We start from the raw sequence: 25,449 nt of genomic DNA on the forward strand, positions 1-25,449 counted from the left end.
TGCGGGTTCGGTATCCCGTCAACGATGACTCAGCGCCGCCCAGAATATTCCCTATTAATCCATTTATCATGGAACAATAGGGAATATCTTGAGCACCACTGGCCGATCATGTTCCATACCGTCGAAGAATCCGCCGCCCGCCTGCGCCTCCACCCAAAAACCGTCCTGCGCTTCATCCGCGAGGGCAAGCTGCATGCAGCGCGGGTCGGCCGCGCGTACCGCATCCTCGACGCCGACCTTGCCGCGTTCGCGCAAACGAAGCCGGCCGCGCCCGTCCCGCGTGCGGTGCGCGTCACCAGCATCGTCGACATTCCGGATGCGCCGCAGTCGCTGCACCAGTACCTGTCGCGGTCGCTGCATGCGATGGCATCCGGCCGCACGTCGTATGTCGACCCGGTGCGAATCGACGTCACGTTCGATCCCGCCGCCAGCCTGGTCAAGATCATCGTTGCCGCAACGCCGGCCGACACGGCTGCGCTGATGTCGTCGGTCGAGGCGCTGCTGCAACAAAGCGGGACATGAGCGCGATCTTCAGGTCGCCACGCCACGCCCGCGCGATTCGCGCGGCTTACGAGGCTGCGCTGTCGCATTGGCCGGCTGGACATCGGCGCATCACCGTGCAGACGCGCCATGGCACCACGCATGTGATTGCCTGCGGTCCGGCGCACGCGCCGCCGGTCGTACTGATCCACGGCGCGCAGACGACAGCGGCGAGCTGGCAGCACTACGCGGGCGAATGGTCGAAGCATTTCCGGCTCTACGCGATCGACGTAATCGGCGAAGCGGGACCCAGCGCCCCGTCGCGGCCACCGCTCGCGAGCGACGCGTACGCGCAGTGGCTCGACGACGTACTCGACGGCCTGGGCGTGTCACGCGCCGCGTTCGTCGGCATCTCGCTCGGTGCGCGAACCGCGCTCGATTTCGCGTTGCGGCGGCCAACGCGCGTCACGCGGCTTGCGTTGCTCTGCCCGTCCGGCATCGGCCGGCAGAAACCGTTTCTGTGGTGGGCGCTGCCGCTGTTACTGCTCGGCGATGTCGGGCGCGCGCGCGTGCGACGGCGCGTGCTCGGCCGCCTGCCGCCCGCATCGACGCCCGCCGAGCGCGACACGTTCGCGCTCATGCGCGCCGTGGATCGCGGCTTCCGGCCGCGCCTCGAAGCGGTCCCGGTGTTCGGCGACGGCGCGCTGCGCACGCTGTCCACGCCCGTGCTGGCGATCGTCGGCGGTCGCGACGTCATGCTCGATTCGCGCGAGACACACGATCGCCTGACGCGTCTCGTGCCACACGCGCAGGTCCTGTTTCTTCCGGATCAATACCACTTCATCCGCGGGCAGCGCGACACCGTGCTCGCATTTCTCATGTCGACGGAGCCAACCCGCATGCACCACCGAATCGTTCAGGCAGCCGGCCACCGTGTGCTGGTCCGCGATCCCGCCGCCGGTCTGGTACAACGCGAAAGCGATGCGCTCGACCTCGTTGCGCTCGCGCACGAGCATGAAGCCGACTGGATCGCGGTCCCCGCCGACGCGCTGCACGACGATTTCTACCGGCTCGAAAGTGGCCTCGCAGGCGCCGTGTTGCAGAAGCTCGTCAACTACGGCGTCCGGCTCGGCGTGGTCGGTGAAATCGACCACTGGCTCGCGCGCAGCGAAGCGCTTCGCGCGCTCGTTCGCGAGTCCAATCGCGGTACCTCGGTGTGGTTCGTCTCGAACGAGGCGGATCTACTGCGCAAGCTCGGCGCGTGACGCGTCATCCAGGCCCACCCTGGACGAACAAAAGCCCCGAATGCCGGAAAGGCCTTCGGGGCTTTTTTGCACGGGTTGTGCGAGCCGCCTGCAGCAGGCGGCCCGAGTGACCGGCATCAGACCACGGTAATCGCCAGCGCGCTTTCGCGGTAATGCTTCGCCGCCTTGTCGGTTTCGCCGAGATGCTCGAACAGCCGCGCGAGCGCGCGATGCGCACGCACCTTCAGCGCCTCGTTGTCGGCCAGCTTCAGTGCCGATTCGAGGAACGACTGCGCCTTGCCCCACAGCTGCTGCTGCTGGCACAGGCGACCGAGTGCGAACAGCAGGTCGGCATCCTCCGGGTGATCCTTCTTCCACCCTTCCGCCTTCTGGATCAGCGGCAGCGCATCGGCGCCGGCCGTATCCGGATAACGGCGCAGCAGGCGCGCATCCCAGTTGTGCGCGAGTGCATCCTCGACGATGCGGCGCGCTTCGTTGCGGCGCTCGAGCGGCACGAGCAGATCGGCGGCGAGATCGGCGAGACGCGGCGACTGGCGCTCGGCCGGCGACAGCGACTGCCACACCTCGAGCAGCGCGTCCGGGTCGTGCCGGCGTTCGCGCAGCAGGTTTTCCGCGGCCTGCTGGCGCAGCCGCACGGCCGCCGCCGGATGCAGCGCCTCGCGCTTCTCGAGCGCCTTCGCGAGCTTCAGCACCTCGGCCCAGTTCTTCAACTGCTGCTGCGCGCGCAGCGCGACCTGTTGCGCATGGATGCGCTTGCCGCCCGCCTGCAGGTCGGCCAGCGCGGCAAGCGCGCCGTCGGCATCACGCGCATCCGCGCGCATGTCGGCCGCGGCGAGCAGCCGTGCATCCTGCCATTCCGGCGCGTCGACCTTCGACAGCCAGTCGTCGCGGCGCGTGTACTCGTGCATCCGGTGCGCGGCGGTGGCCCCGACGAGACTCGCGGCACCCAGGTTCGCATCGACCGACAGCGCTTCACGCGCGGCCTTCTCCGCGCGCGAGAAGCGGCCCGCATACAGGTTCGCGATCGCGTCGCGCAGCGATGCCTGTGCCTTCTCGTTGCGCGAGCGCGCCCGATACGCGGCGACCCGCTGCGGCATGCGCCAGATGTTGCGCACGATGCGCAGCAGCGCATACACGACGATGAACAGCACGACGATCGCGATCACGAACAGGTTCAGCGACACGTCGATCCGGTACGGCGGATAGACGAGCAGTACCTGCCCCGCGTCAAAACGGCCGACGGTGGCGAGCGCCGCGGCGATCGCGAACAGGACCGCGAGCCAGACGATTCCTCGAAGCGTCATCGTTACCCCCGGCTCTTGAACTGCTGAACGGCGTTCAGGCTCGTGTTCAGGTTCGGCACCGCAACCGTCAGCGATGCGCCGTCAACCTGCTTGAGCAGATCCTCGACGGTCTGCGTGTCCTTCGATGCCTGGTCGAAATACTTCCCGAGCGACGCCTGTGCGGCGTGCAGGTCGGCCTTCATCGCGCTGTCGTTGCGCGCGAGCAGCGACAGGCGGGCGGTCAGCAGGCGCAGCTTCACGTTCTCGCGCACGAAGTAGCCCTGGTCGGGCGACGCGAGCATCGCATCCGCGTTGTCGATGCGGCGCACCTGCACGAGCCCCTTCAACTGCTGGCCGAGGCCGGCCGAGAAGTCGTGCCACCACACCTTCCAGCGCGGCTCGCCGGCCACGGCCGACGACGCGGCGTCGGCCGGCACGGCCTTCGGCGCCTCGTGCGGGACGATCGCCTCGCCGGACAGCGGCAGCGCGTCGATCTTCGCGATCGCATCGTCGAGCTTGATCGCCAGGCCCGTGAGGTCGGCCGCCGGTGCGGCCTTCAGCTTCTCGATGTCCAGCGCGAGTGCCTTGCGGACCGTGACGGCCTGCGCGCTCTGCGACGTGGCGAGGCGCGCGTCGGCGTTCTGCAGCGCGATCAGCGCGAGCTGCGTGTTGCCGGTCAGTTGAAGCTGCTGGCTCGCGCTCGACAGCATCTGGTCGACTTCCTCGAGCATCCACGCATCGCGGTTGCGCGACAGATCCTGGTATTGCTGCTGCAGCGCCTGCTGCGCGCTCTGCGCGTCGGCGAGCTTGCCGTCGAGCTGCGCAAGCTGTGTGTCGACCTGGTGCGTGCTCGCGAGCGCCTGCTCGGTCTTCATGCGCGTCTCGGCCGTCTGCGCATCGAGCGCCTTCTGGCGCGTGACGAACGTGCCGTCGAGCCGATCGATCTTGCGGTTCAGCGCGTAGCCGCCGACGCCCGCCGCGCAGCCGAGCACGACGACGACGAACCACAGCACCGCGCTGCCGCCGCGGCGCGCGGGTGGTTCGGCGCCCATGTAGGCGGGTCGTGACGGCGGTGCGGATGCAGCGGCCGGCTGGGAAGCGACGCTTTTGGAATCGTTGGTATCTGTCATGCGTTTAGTCACCGGTGCGGCTGTCGCCGGTTGGACGGCCTCCTCGGCCATCGTTCGAAACGCGCGGACGATGCGCTCATCGCCCGCGCCGGTCAGCGTAATCCTATCAAAACCCAATGAACGCGCGGTCTGCTCGATCCGCGGATGCGGCGTCACGAGCGGCGCGCGCTTCAGCGCGTCGATCTCGGCATCGTTCAGGTGCGCCCGCGCGAGTTCGTGCAGGTTGCGCACGCCTTCCGAGCTCGTGACGAGCCACGCATGCGGTTCGCCGTGGAGCAGCGCATGCACGCGCTCCCACGCGCCGACACGCGGCTCGGGCACGACGCGCCGGTACGCGGCGACGAGCGTGACGTCCGCGCCGGCCTCGCGCAATCGTTCGGCGAGCCATTCGCGACCGCCGTCGCCGCGCACGATCAGCACGCGCTTGCCCGCCAGCGCCTGCGCGCCGCCGAACGCGGCCTCGATGCACGCGAACAGGCTTTCCGAATCGTAATGGGGTACGCCGCCGTCGGCCGGCGCCTGCGGCGCGATCACGCGATGCGCGGGCGCCGCGATGCCGTGACGCTCGAGCGCCGCGACGCTGCCGGGCCCGACCACGCCGACCGGCAGCGCGTTCGGCCAGATCGCGCCGTACTGCGCGAGCGCGCGGTCGATCGCGTTCGGCGAGACGAAAATCACCAGCGCGTAGTCGGCGAGCGCCGCGAATGCCGCGTCGAGCGGCGCGGGATCGTCGACCGGCGCAATGTCGATCAACGGGAATTCGAGCACGTCGCAGCCGGCCTCGGCCAGTTGCGACGCAAGCGCGCCGGACTGGCCGTCCGGGCGCGTCAGGACAGCGGTGAACGCGCGCGCGCCGCCCGCCATCAGGCGTCGCCCTTGCCGGCGGCCTGCGAGCCCGCGAGCAGCGCCCGGACGATGTCGAGCGCGCCTTGCGCCTCGAGCTCGTCGGACACGGCGCGGCCGAGCGCGAGCGCATCGGCGACGGTCATGACGGCCCCGCACTCCTCGGCCGTCAGCACGCGCTTGCCGTCGGTCGTCGACACACGGCCCGTCAGGTACAGTTCGCCCGCGCGCCACACCGCGTGCGCGGCGAGCGGCACCTCGCAGCTGCCGCCGAGCGCGCGCGACACCATCCGCTCGGCCTCGACCGCGAGCGCGGTCTGCGGGTCGTGCAGCGGTGCGAGCCATGCGGCGACGTCGTCGCGGTGCGATGCGATCTCGATGCCGAGCGCGCCCTGGCCGGCCGCGGGCGGGCTGGCTTCGACGTCGATCAGCGTGCGAATGCGCGCTTCCAGGCCGAGGCGCTTCAGGCCGGCGGCCGCGAGGATGATCGCCGCGTAGTCGCCGCGATCGAGCTTCGCGAGGCGCGTGTCGAGGTTGCCGCGCAGCGGCAGCACGTCCAGGTGCGGGTAGCGCGAGCGCAGCATCGCCTCGCGGCGCAGGCTCGACGTACCGACCACGGCGCCGGCCGGCAGCGCGTCGAGCGACGCGTAGTCGTTCGACACGAATGCATCGCGCGGGTCCTCACGTTCCATGATCGCGGCGAGCGAGAAGCCGTCGGGCAGCGCCATCGGCACGTCCTTCAGCGAATGCACGGCGAGATCGGCACGGCCGTCGGCCAGCGCGGCCTCCAGTTCCTTCACGAACAGGCCCTTGCCGCCGACTTTCGACAGCGTGCGATCGAGAATCTGGTCGCCGCGCGTCGTCATCCCGAGGATTTTCACGTCACAAGCTGGATATAATTTGCGCAGCGCATCACGCACATGTTCGGCTTGCCACATCGCCAGGCGGCTCTCGCGCGAAGCAATCGTCAACGTCGCGGGCGACTGTGCCTGTTGCGGCCCGGCCGCGGGGGTCTCGGAATTCATTGCTGGAACATCGAAGGACGGGATTGAAGATCGAACAATGGTAGCACGCACGCCCCTGCCCGCCCGGGCCTGGAGCCTGCGCCCGGCCTGCCGCCGAGCGGGTCGCGGCGCCGATGCGCGGATGTGCCGCACGTAGCTGGTTGCTTGACCGCAGTTTCGCAGTTTCCGCAGTTCCTTTTGACTCGAGCTTTCCCAAGGAAACCCATCGTGAAGTCTTCCGGATCGGCGCGTACGGCGCGCCGCAATGCTGCCCTGTCCTCCTCCGACGCCTCGACGGACACCGTCGCCACCGCCGCGAACGGCCGTGCGAAAACGGCAACGAAACCGAAAGACCCGATACGTCAGACAAAACGCACGACGAAAGCCACCGGCCCGGCTGCCCGCACGGCCGCCGCGCCGAAGTCCGGCACGCGCACGCGCGAGGACAAGGACGGCCCGCTGTTCGAAGACATCCGCTTCCTCGGCCGCCTGCTCGGCGACGTCGTGCGCGAGCAGGAAGGCGATACCGTGTTCGACGTCGTCGAGACGATCCGCCAGACCGCGGTCAAGTTCCGCCGCGAGGACGACAGCGAAGCCGCGCAGACGCTCGAGAAGAAGCTGCGCAAGCTGACGCCGGAGCAGACGGTGAGCGTCGTGCGCGCGTTCAGCTATTTCTCGCACCTCGCTAACATCGCGGAAGACCGCCACCACAACCGCCGCCGCCGCATCCATGCGCTGGCCGGCTCCGCGTCGCAGCCCGGCACGGTCGCTTACGCGCTCGAACAACTGAAGACGACCGGCAACGCGTCGAAGCGCCTGCTGCAGCGCTTCTTCGACGATGCGCTGATCGTGCCGGTGCTGACCGCGCACCCGACCGAAGTGCAGCGCAAGAGCATCCTCGACGCCCAGCACGACATCGCGCGCCTGCTCGCCGAACGCGACCAGGAATTGACGAGCCGCGAGCGCCAGCACAACGAATCGATGCTGCGCGCGCGCGTCACCGCGCTGTGGCAGACCCGCATGCTGCGCGACTCGCGCCTGACGGTCGGCGACGAGATCGAGAACGCGCTGTCGTACTACCGCGCGACGTTCCTCGACGAACTGCCCGCGCTGTATGGCGACATCGAGGCCGCGCTCGCCGAGCACGGCCTGTCCGCGCGCGTACCCGCGTTCTTCCAGATGGGCAGCTGGATCGGCGGCGACCGCGACGGCAACCCGAACGTGACCGCGCCGACGCTCGACGAGGCGATCAACCGCCAGGCCGCGGTGATCCTCGAGCACTATCTCGAACAGGTGCACAAGCTCGGCGCCGAGCTGTCGGTGTCGAACCTGCTCGTCGGTGCGAACGACGCCGTGAAGGCGCTCGCGGCAGCTTCCCCCGACCAGTCGCCGCACCGCGTCGACGAACCGTATCGCCGCGCGCTGATCGGCATCTATACGCGCCTCGCCGCGAGCGCGCGCGTGCGTCTCGGCGAAGGCACGGTGCCGGTGCGCAGCGCAGGCCGCGGCGCGCCGCCCGTGCGTGCGATCCCGTACGCGGATTCCGAAGCGTTCGTCGCCGACCTGAAGGTGCTGACCGCGTCGCTCGACGAACACCACGGCACGTCGCTCGCCGCGCCGCGCCTCGCGCCGCTCGTGCGTGCGGCCGAAGTGTTCGGCTTCCATCTCGCGAGCATCGACCTGCGCCAGAGCTCCGACATCCACGAAGCCGTGGTCGCCGAACTGTTCGCCCGCGCGGGCGTCGAGGCCGACTACGCGGCGCTCGCCGAGGAAGACAAGCTGCGCGTGCTGCTCGCCGCCCTCGCCGATCCGCGTCCGCTGCGCTCGCCGTATTTCGAATACTCGGCGCTCGCGCAGAGCGAGCTCGGCGTGTTCGAGAAGGCGCGCGAAGTCCGCGCGCAATTCGGCGCACGTGCGGTACGCAACTACATCATTTCGCATACGGAAACCGTCAGCGACCTCGTCGAGGTGCTGCTGCTGCAGAAGGAGACGGGCCTGCTCGAAGGCGCGCTCGGCGTCCCGGGCGGCGATGCGAAGAACAGCCTGATGGTGATCCCGCTGTTCGAGACGATTCCCGACCTGCGCGACGCCGCGCGCATCATGCGCGAGTACTTCGCACTGCCGGGCATCGACGCGCTGATCGCACACCAGGGCGCCGAGCAGGAAGTCATGCTCGGCTATTCGGACAGCAACAAGGACGGCGGCTTCCTCACGTCGAACTGGGAGCTGTATCGTGCGGAGCTCGCGCTCGTCGACCTGTTCCGTGACCGCAAGATCACGCTGCGGCTGTTCCACGGCCGCGGCGGCACGGTCGGCCGCGGCGGCGGCCCGACCTACCAGGCGATCCTGTCGCAGCCGCCGGGCACCGTGAACGGCCAGATCCGCCTGACCGAACAGGGCGAGGTGATCGCGAGCAAGTTCGCGAACCCGGAGATCGGCCGCCGCAACCTCGAGACGGTCGTCGCCGCGACGCTCGAAGCCACGCTCCTGCCGCAGAACAATGCGCCCGCGCAGTTGCCGGCGTTCGAGGCCGCGATGCAGACGCTGTCCGATTCGGCGATGGCCGCGTACCGCGCGCTCGTCTATGAAACCCCGGGCTTCACCGACTACTTCTTCTCGTCGACGCCGATCACCGAGATCGCCGAGCTGAACATCGGCAGCCGCCCGGCGTCGCGCAAGCTGCAGGATCCGAAGCAGCGCAAGATCGAGGACCTGCGCGCGATTCCGTGGGGCTTTTCGTGGGGCCAGTGCCGGCTGCTGCTGACGGGCTGGTACGGCTTCGGCAGCGCGGTGAGCGCGTATCTCGACGGCGCGCAGGACGACGCCGAGCGCACGAAGCGCGTCGCGCTGCTGAAGAAGATGAACAAGACCTGGCCGTTCTTCTCGAACCTGCTGTCGAACATGGACATGGTGCTCGCGAAGACCGACCTCGCGGTCGCGTCGCGCTACGCGCAGCTCGTTTCCGACCGCAAGCTGCGCAAGCACGTGTTCGAGCGGATCGTCGCGGAATGGGAGCGCACGTCGCAGGCGCTGGCGGAAATCACCGGGCACGAAGGCCGCCTCGCGACCAACCCGCTGCTCGCGCGCTCGATCAAGAACCGCTTCCCGTATCTCGATCCGCTGAACCACCTGCAGGTCGAGCTGATCAAGCGCCACCGTGCGGGCGACACGAACGCGCGGCTGCGCCGCGGGATTCACCTGACGATCAACGGGATCGCGGCCGGCCTGCGCAACACGGGCTGATCCGCGTGCGGCGCGGTGTGATTCCCGCGCCGACTGACGTCTTGAAAGCCGCGATACGCGATGATGCGTATCGCGGCTTTTTTCATGCGCCGGCGAAACCGTGCCGGTGCACCTCGCGCTCAGTGCGCGTCGATCAGCAACGCGTCGTGTTCGAACGAACCGTCGGGCTGCACCGCGTAGTAGCCGCGCACCTCGTCCGGCGCATGCGCCCACAGCGCGCGAATGCCGGTGACGCTGTCGGCCGGCGTGCGGATGCGCGCGACCCACGTATCGAAATCGATCGGCAGCCGCCAGCGGCTGTGCACGTGCGCGTCGAAGCCGGCTTCGCGGAACATCACGAGCCATTCGTCCGCCCGGTAGTCGCGCACGTGCGACGCATCGCGCAACACTTCCGCGGCCTGCAGGTACGTATCGAGAAGCGGGTGGTCGTTGCCGGCGATATCGATCATCAACACGCGGCCGCCCGGTTTCAGCACGCGGCGCACTTCGGCGAGCGCCGCGCGCATGTCGTGCCAGTGATGCGCGCTCATCCGGCTCACGACCCAGTCGAACGTCGCCGTCTCGAACGGCAGTTGCTCGGCCGGCCCCTGCTGCGTACGGAGGTTCGCGAGCCCGCGTTCGCGCGCGGCGGCGTCGACCGTCGCGAGCATCGGCGCGGCGAGATCGTAGGCGACCACGTCGCGCACGTGCGGCGCGACCGCGAAGCTCGCATGGCCGGCGCCGCAGCCGAGATCGAGCACCGTGGCGTCGGGCGTCGCGCGCACCGCGTCCGCGAGCGTCTGCAGATCGGCGCCCGTCGCGTGGACCGTGCTCGTCAGATAGGCGGCGGCCGTCGTGCCGAATGCGTCGGCGACCTGGTCGTGGTGTTTCATCGTTCGCTCCTTTGTACCGTTGCCGGTGCGACAGACGCCTCCGCCTCTGCTCCGGCCCCATGCAACGCGTTTTGTGGGACGCGCGCTGCCCTGCCAGCGCGCGAGCCGCTACAATAGGCCTGCGTTTGTACCAGTACAAGTTAAGCAGTTATTCTGGTATTCGATACACCTGCCTGACCATTGCCGCGCCCCCGTTTCCATTTCGCCGTTTCCGCATGAACCACCCGTCCTCCGCTCCCGTCCCGCCGCTCGACGCCTCGCCCGCCCGCGCACTCGGCGAATTCATCCGCGCCCACCGCGAGCGGCTGTCGCCGCAGGCCGTCGGCCTGCCGCCCGGCCCGCGCCGCCGCACGCCGGGGCTGCGGCGCGAGGAAGTCGCGCAACTGTGCGGCGTCAGCCCGACCTGGTACACGTGGATCGAACAGGGCCGCCCGGTGTCGGCGTCGGCCGACGCGCTCGCGCGGATCGCCGTCGCGCTGCAACTGTCGAAGGCCGAGCGCGCGTATCTGTTCGAGCTGGCCGCGCAGCGCGACCCGGCCGAGCCCGACGTCGCGGGCGGCGACCTGCCGCCGACGCTCGCCGCGACCGTCGCGGCCATCGCGACGCCCGCGTACGTGCTCGACCGGCAATGGAACGCCCTCGCCTGGAATGCGCCGGCCGCCACGCTCTTTTCCGGCTGGCTCGACGGCGAGCACGACCGCAACCTGCTGCGCTTCACGTTCATGTCGGCGGCCGCACGCACGCTGATCGTCGACTGGGAAACCCGCGCGCGGCGGCTCGCGGCCGAATTCCGCGCCGATTCGATCCGTCACCTGACCGATGCGCCGACGCGCGCACTGATCGACGCGCTGACCGCCGGCAGCGACGCTTTCGCGCAGTACTGGGCATCGCAGGACGTGTTCGAACGCGAAGGCGGCCTGCGCGAATTCGACCATCCGGCCGACGGCCGCCTCGTGTACCAGCAGATCACGCTGAAGCCCGCGCACCGCGAGGACCTCAAGCTGGTCGTGCTGGTGCGCGACTGACGCCACTCAGAAGCTGATCGTTGCGGTAATCGTGTCGCTGTAGTTGCCCGGCGCGGGGGTTGTCTGCGCGGGCACGCGCCCGTACACGGGGATCGTCTGGCCGAGTCCGCTGCCCGACCCCGTCGCCATCGACGTGCCGCCCGTGCCGTCGCCCCACGGCGTCGTGTAGCCACCGTCCTTGTAAAGCTGATAGCCGACCGCCCCGCCGCCGCCCGCGCGCGACATTGTGCGCGCGGCGACGTTGCCGCTGCCGCCGCCGTTCAGCGCAATCTGGAACGCGTCGCCGTTCGTGCAGCGCGCATTGATCGACCCGGCCGCCGCCAACGGAGACGTCAATACGCCGGTGGCCGGAAACGCGACGCCCGTCGCGGTGATGATGCAGTCGTTGGTGACCGTGGCCGTGGCGGAGAAGCTCACCGTGCCGGCCGCCGACTGCGCCGCGCACGTCAGCGTCGGCAGGATGCTGAGCAGCGAAAAGCTCTGGCTGTACGTCGCCTGGTTGCCGCTGAAGCTCTGCGTGTAGACCGTGCTGCTGTTGTTCACGGTCGGCACGGTCGGCTGGTTGGCCGTGACGCGGCCATAGACGGTGACGTTCGCGCTCGCGCTGGTGCCAAGCAACGGTTTCTGCAACGTAACGGAGATCGGCGTGGTGCCGGCGCTGACGGAACCCCACGCCTGCGCATAGCCGGAATCCTGGTACAGGTCGTACTGCATCTGGTTCGTCCCGTTGCTCAGGTAGCGCGGGCTCGTGCCGCCGAGGTTCACGCAGACGAGCACGCCCGTGTTCAGGCTCAGCGCATCCCACGTGCAGTTGACGGTCATCGTGCTGGTGGTCGTGACGGCCAGCAGCCGGATCGGGCTGACGGAGCCGAAGCTCGGCGCCGGTGGCGTGACCGAACAGGAATCCGCGCGTGCCGACGCCCACGGCGCGCCAAGCGCCACGACCAGCAGCAGGCACGACAGCATGCGCAGCCAGCCGCGCGCCGCGTCGAATCGCTCATCCGCCATGGTTTTCCCCGTAAGCACGCTCGCCCCGCGACAACCGTCGCCAGGCCACGCGCCCCTCGATGGTAGCCGGCCGCGTACCGCGTCGTTCGCGCCGATTCTTGATCCAGGTCAAGCCGCCCACAGCAATCTATCAGGAATCCGGCACAAAACCTGCCGCTTCGGCGTTTTCACCATTGCCGGCGCCCGAAAGCGTGGAGTAGTCTTCCTTCAACGACAGCGCTGTTCCGTCGGCACGGCAGGCACAACGCGGGAGGCCACCCGCGAGCCGGGCGACATCCCTTGAACGGCTGGAGATAATCACAATGAACGCTACCCGACGTCGTGTCCTTTCCACCGCGCTCGCGACCGCCTTCGCATTCGCACCGGCGCTGCAACCCGTCACCGTCGCCGCAACCTACTCGAACGGCAACGCCACCGCACAGTTCAACGTCACGCTGACGATCCAGGCGAACTGCACGATCGCCGCCAACCCGCTCGCATTCGGCACGACCGGCGTGCTCGCGTCGACGATCAGCCAGCAGACCACCCTGTCCGTCACCTGTACGAACTCGACGCCGTACAACGTCGGGCTCGACGCGGGCGCCGTCACGGGCTCGACGGTCGCCAGCCGGCTGATGGCCGGCACCGCGAACGGCAACACGAGCACGACGGTCGGCTACCAGATCTACCAGGATTCGAGCCACGCCACGGTCTGGGGCAACACGCAGGGAACGGACACGGTCGGCGGCACCGGGACCGGTTCCGCACAGACACTGAACGTGTATGGCCAGGTGCCGGCGCAGGCGACACCGAAGCCCGACACCTATCAGGCGAGCGTCACCGCCACCGTCTACTTCTGACGCCCCGTGGCGTTCCTTCCGCGCGCGCTCGCCGCGCTGTGGGCCACGTCGGCGGCGGCCGTATCAGCGGCCACGCTGCAGATCACGCCCGTGACGATCGAGCTGCCGCCGTCGGCCGCCGCGGCCAGCGTCATGCTCGACAATCCGGGCGGACGGCCGATCTACGGCCAGGTCCGCACGTACCGCTGGACGCAGGAAAACGGCGACGACGTGATGACGCCGACCGACGCGCTGGCCGCATCGCCACCGTTGCTGCAGATCGGCGCGAACGCCGGGCAGCTGATCCGGCTCGTGCGCACGGCCGTCGACGCGCCGGCAGCCGAGGAAAGCTATCGCGTCCTGATCGATGAACTGCCCGCGCCCGGCACCCCGGTCGAAAACGGCATCACGATCCGGCTGCGCTATTCGGTGCCCGTGTTCGTCGAGCCGCCCGGGATGCCGGCGCCGCCGCGTCTCGCGTGGCGCGTCGAGCGCGACGCGCAGGGCCTGCGGCTCGCGGTCGACAATCGCGGCGGACGGCGGGCGCAGCTTTCCGCGGTCCGGCTGGTCGACGCGCAAGGCGCCACTCACGAGGTCGCACGCGGCCTGCTCGGCTATGCGCTCGCCGGCAGCACGCGCCGCTGGCCGCTCAGGCTCGACGCGCGCGCGGCATCGTTCGTCAGGGTACAGGCCACCGTCAACGCGCAGCCGGTCGAGGCGCAGTTGACGCCACCCTGACGCGCGGGCACGAACCCGCCACGCTGCCCGTGCCGACGACGCGCCATGCCCACCGGGCCCACGCCCCCGCGCGACACACCCGGCTCGCGGCCGCCCTCGCGATCGCGCTGGCGCTGCATGCCGCCGCGGCACGCGCGGAGCCGGCGCCCGCGCGGCCCGCCCCCGCGGCTGCCCCGGAGCCCGGCGTGCTGTTTCTCGACGTGTCGCTCAACGGCGAGCCGACCCACCGGATCGCCCGCGTCCAGCAGATCGACGGCCGACTCTACGCGGCCTCCGCCGACCTGAACGATCTCGGCGTCGCGACGGGCGAGCGCACGCACGAGCCTTCGAATACGCTCGTCGCGCTCGACACGCTCCCGGGGCTGCGCTACGACGTGGACACGAGCCGCCAGACGCTCGACCTGCGCGTGCCCGACGCGCTGCGCATTCCGCACACGTTCGACACGCGCGCGCTCACCGCCGCACCGCCCGCCACGGCCGGCCGCGGCTTCGTGCTGAACTACGATGCCTACGCGCAGACCCTCGCCCATTCGCCGCTCGCCATCTGGAGCGAAGCGCGCTATTTCGACCCGGCCGGCGTCTTCAGCAGCACCGGCATCGCGTACCTGTACGACGACCGCCAGCGCTACCTGCGCTACGACACGTCGTGGACGCGCTCGAGCCCGGCGACGCTCACGAGCACGCAGTTCGGCGACACGATCTCGTCGTCGCTGTCGTGGACGCGCTCGCTGCGCATCGGTGGCGTGCAATGGCGCAGCAACTTCGGCCTGCGCCCCGATCTCGTGACGTTCCCGGTGCCGGCGCTGTCCGGCAGCGCGGTCGTGCCGACGTCGGTCGACCTGTACGTGAACAATGTGCGCCAGTTCAGCGGCGACGTGCCGGGCGGGCCGTTCGTGATCAACAGCGTGCCGGGCATCACCGGCTCGGGCAACGCCACCGTCGTCACGCGCGACGCGCTGGGCCGCTCGGTGTCGACGTCGATTCCGCTGTACATCGATACGCGCCTGCTCGCGCCGGGCCTCGCGAGCTATTCGGTCGAGGCGGGTTTCCTGCGACGCGCGTACGGCATCACCTCGTTCGACTACGCCCACACGCCGGCGGCGAGCGGGTCGCTGCGCTACGGCATCAGCGAGCGGCTGACCGTCGAGGCGCACGCGGAAGCGACGAGCGGCGTCTACAACGCCGGCGCGGGCGTCCTCGCGCGCATCGGCAACGGCGGCGTCGCGAACGCGTCGCTGGCCGTCAGCGCACAGCGCGGCGCCGGCGCGCAGGTGGGCTTCGGCTACCAGTACGTGACGCCGCGTGTCTCGATCGATGCGCAGACGCTGCGCGCATTCGGCGGCTACGGCGACCTCGGTGCGCGCGAGGGCATCCCGGTGTCGAGCGCCACGGACCGCATCACGGTGTCGTTTCCGTTCCTGCGCGCGCAGACGCTGTCGTTCAGCTATCTGGGCCTCAAGTACCCGGGCATCGATGCATCGCGCATCGGTTCGATCGCGTACCTCGTCAATCTCGGCATGCTGACGTCGCTGACCGTCAGCGCGTTCCAGGATTTCAGGCAGCGCGACACGCGCGGCTTCTTCGCCAGCGTGAGCATCGGCCTCGGCGGCAACACGTCGGTCTCGGCCAGCGCGGGCCGGCAGAACGGCGAATCGACCTACGCGGTGAACGCGTCGCGCCCGCCCGACTACGGCGGCGGCTTCGGCTGGAACGTGCAGGCGGGCACCAGCGCCGCGCTGCGCTATGGGCAGGGTCAAGTGCGGTATCTCGGCCGCGCCGGCGAAGTCACGCTGCTTGCGCAGTCGTTCGGCGGGCGCGGCAACGCGTCGGTCGACGTCACGGGCGCGCTCGTGCTGATGGACGGCCGGCTGATGACGGCGCGCCGCATCGACGACAGCTTTGCGCTCGTCTCGACCGATACGGGGCGCGTCCCCGTCCTGCACCAGAACCGGCTGATCGGCGAGACCAACCGCGCCGGCTACCTGCTGGTGCCCGATCTGAACGCGTACCAGAACAATCGCGTCGCGATCGACGGCGCGACGCTACCGGCCGATGCGCGCATCGCCGACACGACGCTCGACGTCGTGCCGCAGGCGCGCTCGGGCGTGCTCGCGCATTTCGCCGTGTCGCGCTACAGCGCGGCGTCGATCATCCTGCACGCGCCCGACGGTACGCCGCTGCCACCGGGGCTCGAAGTCCGCGACGTCGAGAACGGCCAGCGCACGATCGTCGGCTACGACGGCCTCACGTTCGTCGACGGCCTCGTCGAGCACAACCGCCTGGAAATCTCCGGCAACGGCCACGATTGCGCGGTTGCCTTCGCGTACCGGCGGCCGGACGACGGCACGCTGCCGCGGATCGGCCCGCTGACCTGCTCGCCGCGCTAGCGCCCGCGCCGCTCCCGCCCGCGGCGGGCTTGTGCCGGACACCCGGCCGCGAATGCTAAAATCCCCGGATTCCTCGGCGGCGCACGCCGCTCAATCTCCCTTCGAAGAATCGCCATGACGTCCCAACTGCACAAAAAGGGCGAGGCCTGGTCGGCCCGCTTCTCGGAACCGATGTCCGAGCTGGTCAAGCGCTACACGTCGTCGGTATTTTTCGACAAGCGCCTCGCGCTCGTCGACATCGCCGGCTCGCTCGCGCATGCGAACATGCTCGCCGCGCAGAAGATCATCAGCGCCGACGACCTGGCCGCGATCGAACGCGGGATGACGCAGATCAAGGGTGAAATCGAGCGCGGCGAATTCGAATGGCAGCTCGACCTGGAAGACGTCCACCTGAACATCGAGGCGCGCCTGACCGCGCTGATCGGCGACGCCGGCAAGCGTCTGCATACGGGCCGCTCGCGTAACGACCAGGTCGCGACCGACATCCGCCTGTGGCTGCGCGGCGAGATCGACCGCATCGGCGGCCTGCTGAACGACCTGCGCGGCGCGCTGCTCGACCTCGCGGAACAGAACGCCGACACGATCATGCCGGGCTTCACGCACCTGCAGGTCGCCCAGCCCGTCACGTTCGGCCATCACCTGCTCGCGTACGTCGAGATGTTCTCGCGCGACGCGGAGCGCATGCGCGACTGCCGCACCCGCGTGAACCGCCTGCCGCTCGGCGCGGCCGCACTCGCCGGTACGAGCTACCCGATCGATCGTCACGCGGTGGCGAAGACGCTCGGCTTCGACGGCATCTGCGCGAACTCGCTCGACGCGGTGTCGGATCGCGACTTCGCGATCGAATTCACGGCGGCTTCCGCGCTCGTGATGACGCACGTGTCGCGCTTCTCCGAGGAACTCGTGCTGTGGATGAGCCCGCGCGTCGGCTTCATCGACATCGCCGACCGCTTCTGCACCGGCAGCTCGATCATGCCGCAGAAGAAGAACCCGGACGTGCCCGAGCTCGCGCGCGGCAAGACGGGCCGCGTGAACGGCCACCTGATGGCGCTGCTGACGCTGATGAAGGGCCAGCCGCTCGCGTACAACAAGGACAACCAGGAAGACAAGGAACCGCTGTTCGACACGGTCGACACCGTCGCCGACACGCTGCGGATCTTCGCCGAGATGGTGGCCGGCATCACCGTGAAGCCGGACGCGATGCGCGCGGCCGCGCTGCAGGGCTTCTCGACCGCCACCGACCTCGCCGACTACCTCGTGAAACGCGGCCTGCCGTTCCGCGACGCGCACGAAGCCGTCGCGCACGCCGTGAAGATCTGCGACGACCGCGGCATCGACCTGGCCGACCTGACGCTCGACGAGATGAAGCAGGAACTGCCGAACGTCGCGCACCTGATCGGCGAAGACGTGTTCGGCTACCTGACGCTCGAGGGCTCGGTCGCGAGCCGCAACCACCCGGGCGGCACCGCGCCCGACCAGGTGCGTGCGGCGGTCAAGGCGGCGCGCGCCGCGCTCGGCCAGTAAGCCTGCTGTTCCGGACGGACGCCCTAGGCGTCCGTTTTTCATTCGGGCGGCCGTCGCGCCGCCCATCGCCTGCCCTGCTTCCCGAATGCCGCCGATGACCTTTTCCGCCGCGCTCTTCGACATGGACGGCCTGCTCGTCGATTCCGAGCGGACTATCATGAACACGTGGATCGACGTGTCGAATGCGCACGGCGTCACGCTGACCACCACCGACTACCTGCAGATCGTCGGCCGCTCGTTCGCCGAAGGCCAGGTCATCCTGGCGCGGCTGATCGGCAACCCCGATACGTTCGACGCGGTGCGCATCCGCGTGCGCGAGCAGCTCGCGGCGCCCGAACCGCATCCGAAGTTTCCGCTGAAGCCGGGCGCGTTCGCGCTGCTCGACGCGCTCGCGCAAGCCGGCATTCCGTGCGCGGTCGCGTCGTCGTCCGCGCGTGAGGTCATCCGTGCGCGGCTCGACGCGGTCGGCGTGCTGCCGTTCTTCCGCGCGATCGCGGGCGGCGACGAAGTCGCGCGCGGCAAGCCCGACCCGGCCGTCTACCGGCTCGCGGCCGAACGCCTCGGCGTGCCGGCCCACGCCTGCGTCGCGTTCGAGGACAGCGACTTCGGCGCGCAATCGGCCGCCGGCGCGGGCGCATCGGTCATCACCGTGCCCGACCTGAAGGCGCCGACGCCCGAAATCGTCGCGCTGAGCCTGCACGTGCTCGCGTCGCTCGACGATGCGCTCGCGCTCGTGCCGTCGTGGTTCGGCGGGCTCGATACGCAACGGCCCGCCTGAATCACGGCCGCCAAATGAAAAACGGGCACCTTCTCGGGTGCCCGTTTTGCTTTTTGCCGTCTCGCCGGATCACCGGCGTCGCCATTGCGCTTACTTGTTGCCGGCCGTCTCCGACAGCCGCTTCATCGTCGCGATGCGCGCGCCGATCAGGTCGACGCGGCCGTCCTCGCCGACGAGCGGTGCCGTCGCATCGCGGAACCCGACCCACGCGCGCTGCGCGCGCACGAGCGTCGCGGCCGAATGCGCCGGCATCTTGCGGCGCAGCTTCTGGTAATAGCGGTTCAGGTCGAACAGCGCATGCTCGCACGCGGCGTCCTGTTCGCACGGTCGCACGCGGCGCACGGCCGGATCGCGCGGCGCGTTCGCCGGCTTGGCGTTCGGTTTGGCCCCGCCCTGGGCCGCGCTCGGGGCATCACCCGCGCTGCCCTGCGCGCCGCTCGTGGCCGCGACCGGCACGGCAGCGGGTGCTGGCGCATAGCGATCGGCCGCACCGCGCAGCGCCAGTGCACGGTCGCGCACGGGCTGCAGCTGCAGGTCGGCACTCGACATCGCGTACGAGGTCCCGCGCGTGGTGTCGTACACGGCCTTCAGCAGATGCACTTCGTCCTTGCGCCACGTGAGCCAATGGCGCTGGCTGTCCTGCCAGCCGCGCTTCGCATCGGCCGGCGCATCCTTCAACAGGCGCTGGTACGCGCCGTCCATCACGGCCTGCCACTGCTGCTGCGCCTCGCCCATGCACTGGATCTGGCCGGCCGGCGAAGACCGGTCGCGCCGCGCGAGGCACTGCCGCATCGCGACGTCGATCGGGTCGGCCGCCGCGACTTCCGCGTGCGCGACGCCGACGCCCGCCAGCCCTGCCGACCCTGCCGCCCAGACGACGAGCGCGGCCAGTGCCGCGCGCATCGCCTGGATTCGTCCGTGCGTCGCCATCAGTCGCGCACGCAGTCGACGAAGTACTCGACCCGGCCGTTCACCTCTTCCGCGACGAGGCCGTGGATGTCGGTGTGGAAGCCCGGGAAGCGTTCGTTGAAGTCGCGCGCGAACCGCAAGTAGTTCACGATCGTCTTGTTGAAGCGCTCGCCCGGGATCAGCAGCGGAATGCCCGGCGGGTACGGCGTGAGCAGGATGCTCGTCACGCGGCCTTCGAGCTCGTCGAGCGGCACGCGGTCGATCTTGCGGTGCGCGAGCTTCGCGAACGCGTCCGACGGCTTCATCGCCGGCTCCATGTCCGACAGGTACATCTCCGTCGTCAGGCGGGCGATGTCGTTCGCGCGGTACACGTCGTGGATCTGCGTGCACAGGTCGCGCAGGCCGACACGCTCGTAGCGCGGATGCTGCGCGACGAATTCCGGCAGCACGCGCCAGAGCGGCTGGTTGTTGTCGTAGTCGTCCTTGAACTGCTGCAGCTCGGTCACCATCGAGTTCCAGCGGCCCTTCGTGATGCCGATCGTGAACATGATGAAGAACGAGTACAGGCCGGTCTTCTCGACGATGATCCCGTGCTCGGCCAGGTACTTCGTGACGATCGCGGCCGGAATGCCGGTCTCGCCGAACTCGCCGTCGACGTCGAGCCCCGGCGTGATGATCGTCGCCTTGATCGGGTCGAGCATGTTGAAGCCTTCCGCCAGCGGGCCGAAGCCGTGCCAGTGGTCGTTCGGCTTCAGCATCCAGTCCTCGCGCGAACCGATGCCTTCCTCGGACAGGTTGTCCGGGCCCCACACGCTGAAGAACCAGTCGTCGCCGTATTCGGCGTCGACCTTGCGCATCGCGCGGCGGAAGTCGATCGCCTCGGCGATCGATTCCTCGACGAGCGCGGTGCCGCCCGGCGGCTCCATCATCGCGGCCGCGACGTCGCACGACGCGATGATCGCGTACTGCGGGCTCGTGGACGTGTGCATCAGGTACGCCTCGTTGAAGCGATGCTTGTCGAACGTGCGGTTCTCCGAATCCTGCACGACGATCTGCGAGGCCTGCGAGATGCCCGCGAGCAGCTTGTGCGTCGAGTGCGTCGCGAACACGAGCGCGCCGGTGCGCGGACGGCCGTCGCCGATCGCGTGCATGTCGCGGTAGAAATCGTGGAAGGTTGCGTGCGGCAGCCACGCTTCGTCGAAGTGCAGCGTGTCGAGCAGGTCGCCGAGCAGGTCCTTGATCATCTCGACGTTGTAGACGACGCCGTCGTACGTGCTCTGCGTGATCGTCAAGATGCGCGGCTTCATGTCCGGGTTCTCGCGCATCGCTTCGCGCGCGAACGGGTTCGCCTCGATCTTCTTGCGGATGTTCTCCGGCTTGAATTCGTCGCGCGGGATCGGCCCGATGATGCCGAAATGGTTGCGCGTCGGCGTGAGGAACACGGGGATCGCGCCCGTCATCGTGATCGCGTGCAGGATCGACTTGTGGCAGTTGCGGTCGACCAGCACGATGTCGCCCGGGGCGACCGTCGCATGCCAGACGATCTTGTTCGACGTCGACGTGCCGTTGGTCACGAAGAACAGGTGGTCCGCGCTGAAGATGCGCGCCGCGTTGCGCTCGGACGCCGCGACGGGGCCCGTGTGGTCGAGCAGCTGGCCGAGTTCGTCCACTGCGTTGCAGACGTCCGCGCGCAGCATGTTCTCGCCGAAGAACTGGTGGAACATCTGGCCGAGCGGGTTCTTCAGGAACGCGACGCCGCCCGAGTGGCCCGGGCAGTGCCACGAGTACGAGCCTTCGTCCGCGTACTTCACGAGCTCCTTGAAGAACGGCGGCGCGAGCGAGTCGAGATAGACCTTCGCCTCGCGGATGATGTGGCGTGCGACGAACTCCGGCGTGTCCTCGAACATGTGGATGAAGCCGTGCAGCTCGCGCAGGATGTCGTTCGGCAGGTGGCGCGACGTGCGCGTCTCGCCGTACAGGAAGATCGGGATGTCCGCGTTGCGGCGGCGCACTTCGGTGACGAACGCGCGCAGCTCGATGATCGCGGTCGCGAGCTCGGGCAGCTCGCCGTCCGAACCGGTCTCGCCGAGCATGAGTTCGTCGTCGTCGATCGACAGGATGAAGCACGACGCGCGGCTCGACTGCTGCGCGAACGACGTCAGATCACCGTAGCTCGTGAGACCGAGGACTTCGACGCCCTCCTTCTCGATCGCTTCGGCCAACGCCCGGATGCCGGAGCCCGAGATGTTCTCGGAGCGGAAATCTTCGTCGATGATGACGACGGGGAAACGAAACTTCATGGGCGATTCTCCAAAAAGAACGACCGCGGCGCGTCACGCGCAGCGGTCACCCGGAAACTGGTGAGACGTTATGCAACCAGATCAGGTTTTCGGCAGCGTGACACCACGCTGCCCCTGATACTTGCCGCCGCGATCCGCGTACGACACGTCGCACACTTCGTCGCTCTCGAAGAAGAGCACCTGGGCGACGCCTTCGTTCGCGTAGATCTTCGCGGGCAGCGGCGTGGTGTTCGAGAATTCCAGCGTGACGTAGCCTTCCCACTCGGGTTCGAACGGCGTCACGTTGACGATGATCCCGCAGCGCGCATAGGTCGACTTGCCGAGGCAGACCGTCAGCACGGTGCGCGGGATGCGGAAATATTCGACGGTGCGGGCCAGCGCGAACGAGTTCGGCGGGATGATGCACACGTCGCCCTTGAAATCGACAAACGAACCCTCGTCGAAGTTCTTCGGGTCGACGATCGTCGAGTTGATGTTCGTGAAGATCTTGAATTCGTCCGCGCAGCGGATGTCGTAGCCGTAGCTCGACGTGCCGTAGCTGACGATCCGGCGGCCGTCCTCGGACGCGCGGACCTGATCGGGCACGAACGGCTCGATCATCTTGTGCTCTTCGGCCATGCGCCGAATCCATTTGTCGGACTTGATGCTCATATCGGGGCGCCTGGAAACGCTGCGTGACGGGAAACGAAGGCCGCCATTCAGGACGGCGGCCAGGGAAAGGCCGACATTTTACGCGATCATCGGCGCACGCACGCGGCGGCCGTCACCGGATCACGCCACAGGCGAGCGCGGGCCCCGCGCCATGCTGCGGAAACGCGGGATCGCTCGGTTCGCGGTGCACCAGCGCCGCGCGGTTCATCGCCGAACGCACGCCATCGAGGGCCAGATCGGGCGCGACGATGAAGCCGGCCGCGACGCCGTTCGCGTCCGCGTGGATGTTGCCGAGATCGCCGGCGACGCGGGCACCCGCGCGCAGCCGGTCGGCCGCCGGTGCGAACACCTGGCCGGCGCTCGAGCCGTCGCCCGCGTTGCAGTCGCCGCGTTCGTGTACCTGCAAGGCGTGATCGCTGTTCGGCGGCAGCCCGGCCAGGTTGTAGGTGACCTGCACGCCGTCCGGACGCTCGACGAACGTCACCGCGCCGCGCGCCTGCGAGCCGACCGTCGGCTGCAGTTGTGCGTCGGCCCGTTTTTCGTGCGACGAGGAAAAGGAGGTGCAGCCGGCCAGCAGGCCCAGCGCGGCGGCGGCCAGCAGCGCGCACCGCGCGCGGCCGGCGTACACGCCGTGATGTCGTTGTTTCATTCGATCCTCATGCCGGCTGACGGCCGTTTGACACGACGGCCGCGCCGGGCGGGTAAAGGGACCCGGGAAAAGTCGCCATGATACCGCGCCTCGCGGCGCCGTAAACAGCGTGAGGCCCCGCCCCGCAAGGGTTTTACGTATTTTGAACAACGATCGACGGGAACTTCGACGTCATGTCGCGCGATCGCTCGGCAATCGCCAGCGCAACGCCGCGCGCGATTTCGCGATAGCGACGCGCCAGCGCGCCTTCCGAATCGGCCACGACCGTCGGCGTGCCGCTGTCGGCGCGCTCACGGATCGCGATGTCGAGCGGCAGGCTGCCGAGCACGTTCACGCCGTACTCCTTCGCCATCCGCTCGGCCCCGCCGGCGCCGAAGACGTGCTCCTCGTGGCCGCAGTTCGAGCAGATGTGGATGCTCATGTTCTCGACGATGCCGAGGATCGGAATCCCGACCTTCTCGAACATCTTCAGGCCCTTCTTCGCGTCGAGCAGCGCGATGTCCTGCGGCGTCGTGACGATCACCGCGCCGGTGACGGGCACGCGCTGCGCGAGCGTTAGCTGGATGTCGCCCGTGCCGGGCGGCATGTCGACGATCAGGTAGTCGAGCTCGCGCCAGTTGGTCTGGCGCAGCAGCTGCTCGAGCGCGGAAGTCGCCATCGGGCCGCGCCACACCATCGGGTTGTCTTCCTCGATCAGGAAGCCGATCGAGTTCGCCTGCAGCCCGTGGCCGACGAGCGGGTTCATCGACTGGTTGTCGGGCGACTCGGGACGCTGGCCGTGGATGCCGAGCATCGTCGGCAGCGACGGACCGTAGATGTCGGCGTCGAGGATGCCGACCGACGCGCCTTCCGCGGCGAGCGCGAGCGCGAGGTTGACGGCCGTCGTGCTCTTGCCGACACCGCCCTTGCCCGACGCGACCGCGACGATGTTCTTCACGTTCGGCAGCAATTTCACGCCGCGCTGCACCGTGTGCGCGACGATCTCCTGCGAGACCGCGACGCGCGCGTCGCGCACGCCGGCCACGGCCTGCAGCGCCGCGGTGACGCGGGCACGCACGTCGTCGTGCTGGCTGCGCGCGGGATAACCGAGCACCACGTCGAGCGCCACGACGTCGCCGTCGATCGCGACGTTGCGCACGCCCTTGTTCGCCGCATACGGACGGCCGGTATTGGGGTCGACGACAGCCGCCAAAGCGGCGTCGACTTGTGCCCGGTCAATGCTCATCGAAACTCCGTGAAAACGTTTTTCTCGCGCGCAAACGTCAAAAAATATCAAATTACGGCGCGAAAATCGGGAAAAGTGAAAGAATCTGTTGCACGCCATTGCGCGAACGCGCGACCCGGCGCACTCTTCGCGTGCGGCATGCTATGGGGCCAAATCGGCCACTTACCGCCTATATTGTAGAGGCTGACGCGTCGCACTGTCCCAACAGCCACGCTGACGGGCAGGGCATGCAGCCACCTCGGCGGCTGCCGCGAGCACGGGCCTGCCCTCCTTTTTCGGGCGGCCCGCGCAGGGAGCCATAACTGTTGTTGTCGTCGTTGTCGACTCGTTCAACCAAGAGAGGAATCCAAGATGAACATGAAAATCGCGACCCGCTTGTCCGTCTTCGCATTGGCCGGCGCACTGCTGGCAGGCTGCGCCACGCAGCAAGGCAACAACGCGGCCGTCGGTACCGGCACGGGCGCAGCACTGGGCGCAGGCATCGGCGCGCTGGCAGGCGGCGGCAAGGGCGCGGCGATCGGCGCTGGCGTCGGCGCACTGGTCGGCGGCGTGACGGGTTACAACTGGCAGGCGATCAAGAACAAGCTCGCACCGTCGGCAGCGCAAACGGGTACGCAAGTGACCGAGCAGCCGGACGGCTCGCTGAAGCTGAACGTGCCGAGCTCGGTGACGTTCGCGACGAACCAGTACGCGATCACGCCGGCCTTCACGCCGCTGCTGAACGACCTGGCGACGACGCTGAACCAGAACCCGCAAGTGACGGCTTCGATCGTCGGTTACACGGACAGCACGGGCTCGGCGCAGCTGAACCAGACGCTGTCGCAGAACCGCGCACAAAGCGTCGTGAACGCACTGGCGCAGCGCGGCGTGAACGGCGGCCGCCTGTCGGCGCAAGGCATGGGCGCATCGAACCCGATCGCGGACAACGCGACCGAAGCCGGCCGCGCACAGAACCGCCGCGTCGAAATCTACCTGCGCGCAGCGCAGGCGCAGTAAGCGCGCGACGAGGAGAAAGCGCGGGCGCGCCGCCCGCGCAGCCCCGCCGGACAAGGCTTCCGGCGGAGCCGGTAACAAATCGAAAAAATTTTCGAACTTCTGTCGCAGGCCGTGGTCAGTATTTACGGTACGTGGCTGGTGTTGCCGGCGCGTCACCATTCTCCTCTTGTCGTTGTTGCTCCGGGGCCGTATCCGCCCCGGTTTTTTTTGCCCGCAGAAATCGTGCTGCGCCGCAGCGCACCGCCCTCGGGCATCCCGCTTGCGCGGCCCCGCCTGTTTCGGCGCCCGGTCGAGGGCGCCTGCCCGCGTCGCCGGCGCGCG

The 25,449-nt window shown here is 68.8% G+C and carries 20 protein-coding genes; 10 read left to right on the top strand and 10 right to left on the bottom strand.

Features of this window, described 5'->3' with window-relative positions; all coding sequences use genetic code 11:
* The first annotated feature begins 108 nt into the window (after nucleotides 1-108).
* Together CFB39_RS13615 and CFB39_RS13620 are read left to right on the top strand one after the other, a co-directional pair.
* Nucleotides 109-522 (top strand): helix-turn-helix domain-containing protein, encoded by a 414-nt coding sequence (locus CFB39_RS13615; protein WP_089461491.1) that lies wholly within the window; start codon nucleotides 109-111, stop codon nucleotides 520-522.
* Between the two features lie 95 nt (nucleotides 523-617).
* Nucleotides 618-1,745, top strand: coding sequence for an alpha/beta fold hydrolase (locus CFB39_RS13620; RefSeq protein ID WP_256991403.1), 1,128 nt, complete (start codon nucleotides 618-620; stop codon nucleotides 1,743-1,745).
* Between the two features lie 116 nt (nucleotides 1,746-1,861).
* Here CFB39_RS13620 and CFB39_RS13625 read toward each other — a convergent pair whose 3' ends face one another.
* The 3 genes from CFB39_RS13625 to hemC are packed head-to-tail and all read right to left on the bottom strand — an operon-like array spanning nucleotide 1,862 to nucleotide 6,026.
* Nucleotides 1,862-3,049, bottom strand: coding sequence for a heme biosynthesis protein HemY (locus CFB39_RS13625; RefSeq protein ID WP_089426083.1), 1,188 nt, complete (start codon nucleotides 3,047-3,049; stop codon nucleotides 1,862-1,864).
* 2 nt (nucleotides 3,050-3,051) lie between these two features.
* Nucleotides 3,052-5,022, bottom strand: a complete 1,971-nt coding sequence (hemDX, locus tag CFB39_RS13630; RefSeq protein WP_089473376.1) for a fused uroporphyrinogen-III synthase HemD/membrane protein HemX — start codon at nucleotides 5,020-5,022, stop codon at nucleotides 3,052-3,054.
* A complete protein-coding gene (gene hemC / locus CFB39_RS13635; RefSeq protein WP_089426085.1) occupies nucleotides 5,022-6,026 on the bottom strand; it encodes a hydroxymethylbilane synthase in 1,005 nt (334 codons plus the stop codon). The genes hemDX and hemC overlap by 1 nt, the downstream gene beginning before the upstream one ends.
* 207 nt (nucleotides 6,027-6,233) lie before the next feature.
* Here hemC and ppc point away from each other — a divergent pair, with 207 nt between their 5' ends.
* A complete protein-coding gene (ppc, locus tag CFB39_RS13640; protein WP_089473377.1) occupies nucleotides 6,234-9,248 on the top strand; it encodes a phosphoenolpyruvate carboxylase in 3,015 nt (1,004 codons plus the stop codon).
* A gap of 119 nt (nucleotides 9,249-9,367) precedes the next feature.
* Here ppc and CFB39_RS13645 read toward each other — a convergent pair whose 3' ends face one another.
* Complete coding sequence (locus CFB39_RS13645; RefSeq protein WP_089473378.1) at nucleotides 9,368-10,120, bottom strand: class I SAM-dependent methyltransferase; 753 nt, start codon at nucleotides 10,118-10,120, stop codon at nucleotides 9,368-9,370.
* 215 nt (nucleotides 10,121-10,335) lie between these two features.
* On the opposite strand from CFB39_RS13645, the gene CFB39_RS13650 reads away from it, so the two are divergent.
* On the top strand, nucleotides 10,336-11,145 hold the full coding sequence (locus CFB39_RS13650; RefSeq protein ID WP_089473379.1) for a helix-turn-helix transcriptional regulator: 810 nt from the start codon (nucleotides 10,336-10,338) through the stop codon (nucleotides 11,143-11,145).
* Between the two features lie 6 nt (nucleotides 11,146-11,151).
* Here the strand turns inward: CFB39_RS13650 and CFB39_RS13655 are convergent, their stop codons facing one another.
* On the bottom strand, nucleotides 11,152-12,153 hold the full coding sequence (locus CFB39_RS13655) for a spore coat U domain-containing protein (RefSeq protein ID WP_089473380.1): 1,002 nt from the start codon (nucleotides 12,151-12,153) through the stop codon (nucleotides 11,152-11,154).
* A 302-nt stretch (nucleotides 12,154-12,455) separates the two neighbouring features.
* Between CFB39_RS13655 and CFB39_RS13660 the strand changes: the two genes are divergently transcribed.
* The 5 genes from CFB39_RS13660 to CFB39_RS13680 all read left to right on the top strand — a co-directional run bounded on the left by CFB39_RS13660 (nucleotide 12,456) and on the right by CFB39_RS13680 (nucleotide 18,398).
* Nucleotides 12,456-12,992 (top strand): spore coat U domain-containing protein, encoded by a 537-nt coding sequence (locus CFB39_RS13660; protein WP_089473381.1) that lies wholly within the window; start codon nucleotides 12,456-12,458, stop codon nucleotides 12,990-12,992.
* 6 nt (nucleotides 12,993-12,998) lie between these two features.
* Nucleotides 12,999-13,709 (top strand): molecular chaperone, encoded by a 711-nt coding sequence (locus tag CFB39_RS13665; protein ID WP_089426091.1) that lies wholly within the window; start codon nucleotides 12,999-13,001, stop codon nucleotides 13,707-13,709.
* A 23-nt stretch (nucleotides 13,710-13,732) separates the two neighbouring features.
* A complete protein-coding gene (locus CFB39_RS13670; protein ID WP_179257688.1) occupies nucleotides 13,733-16,096 on the top strand; it encodes a fimbria/pilus outer membrane usher protein in 2,364 nt (787 codons plus the stop codon).
* A gap of 114 nt (nucleotides 16,097-16,210) precedes the next feature.
* Nucleotides 16,211-17,620, top strand: coding sequence for an argininosuccinate lyase (gene argH / locus CFB39_RS13675; RefSeq protein ID WP_089431567.1), 1,410 nt, complete (start codon nucleotides 16,211-16,213; stop codon nucleotides 17,618-17,620).
* Between the two features lie 94 nt (nucleotides 17,621-17,714).
* Nucleotides 17,715-18,398: an HAD family phosphatase gene (locus tag CFB39_RS13680; protein WP_089473382.1), complete on the top strand. Its 684-nt coding sequence runs from the start codon at nucleotides 17,715-17,717 to the stop codon at nucleotides 18,396-18,398.
* A gap of 90 nt (nucleotides 18,399-18,488) precedes the next feature.
* On the opposite strand, the gene CFB39_RS13685 is transcribed toward CFB39_RS13680, so the two are convergent.
* The 5 genes from CFB39_RS13685 to apbC all read right to left on the bottom strand — a co-directional run bounded on the left by CFB39_RS13685 (nucleotide 18,489) and on the right by apbC (nucleotide 24,132).
* Nucleotides 18,489-19,301: a lysozyme inhibitor LprI family protein gene (locus CFB39_RS13685; protein ID WP_373452729.1), complete on the bottom strand. Its 813-nt coding sequence runs from the start codon at nucleotides 19,299-19,301 to the stop codon at nucleotides 18,489-18,491.
* 26 nt (nucleotides 19,302-19,327) lie between these two features.
* Nucleotides 19,328-21,607, bottom strand: coding sequence for an arginine/lysine/ornithine decarboxylase (locus tag CFB39_RS13690; protein ID WP_069248599.1), 2,280 nt, complete (start codon nucleotides 21,605-21,607; stop codon nucleotides 19,328-19,330).
* Nucleotides 21,608-21,688: 81 nt separating this feature from the next.
* Nucleotides 21,689-22,258 carry a dCTP deaminase gene (gene dcd / locus CFB39_RS13695; protein ID WP_006398615.1) on the bottom strand — a complete coding sequence of 190 codons (570 nt, stop codon included), beginning with the start codon at nucleotides 22,256-22,258 and terminating at the stop codon, nucleotides 21,689-21,691.
* 112 nt (nucleotides 22,259-22,370) lie between these two features.
* Complete coding sequence (gene sodC / locus CFB39_RS13700; RefSeq protein ID WP_089426094.1) at nucleotides 22,371-22,907, bottom strand: superoxide dismutase [Cu-Zn]; 537 nt, start codon at nucleotides 22,905-22,907, stop codon at nucleotides 22,371-22,373.
* Nucleotides 22,908-23,040: 133 nt separating this feature from the next.
* Nucleotides 23,041-24,132, bottom strand: coding sequence for an iron-sulfur cluster carrier protein ApbC (gene apbC / locus CFB39_RS13705; protein WP_089426095.1), 1,092 nt, complete (start codon nucleotides 24,130-24,132; stop codon nucleotides 23,041-23,043).
* A 351-nt stretch (nucleotides 24,133-24,483) separates the two neighbouring features.
* On the opposite strand from apbC, the gene CFB39_RS13710 reads away from it, so the two are divergent.
* Nucleotides 24,484-25,128 carry an OmpA family protein gene (locus CFB39_RS13710; protein WP_043189806.1) on the top strand — a complete coding sequence of 215 codons (645 nt, stop codon included), beginning with the start codon at nucleotides 24,484-24,486 and terminating at the stop codon, nucleotides 25,126-25,128.
* Nucleotides 25,129-25,449 lie beyond the last annotated feature (321 nt).

Origin of the sequence: Burkholderia sp. AU6039 (assembly GCF_002223365.1) — a bacterium.
Taxonomy (GTDB): domain Bacteria; phylum Pseudomonadota; class Gammaproteobacteria; order Burkholderiales; family Burkholderiaceae; genus Burkholderia.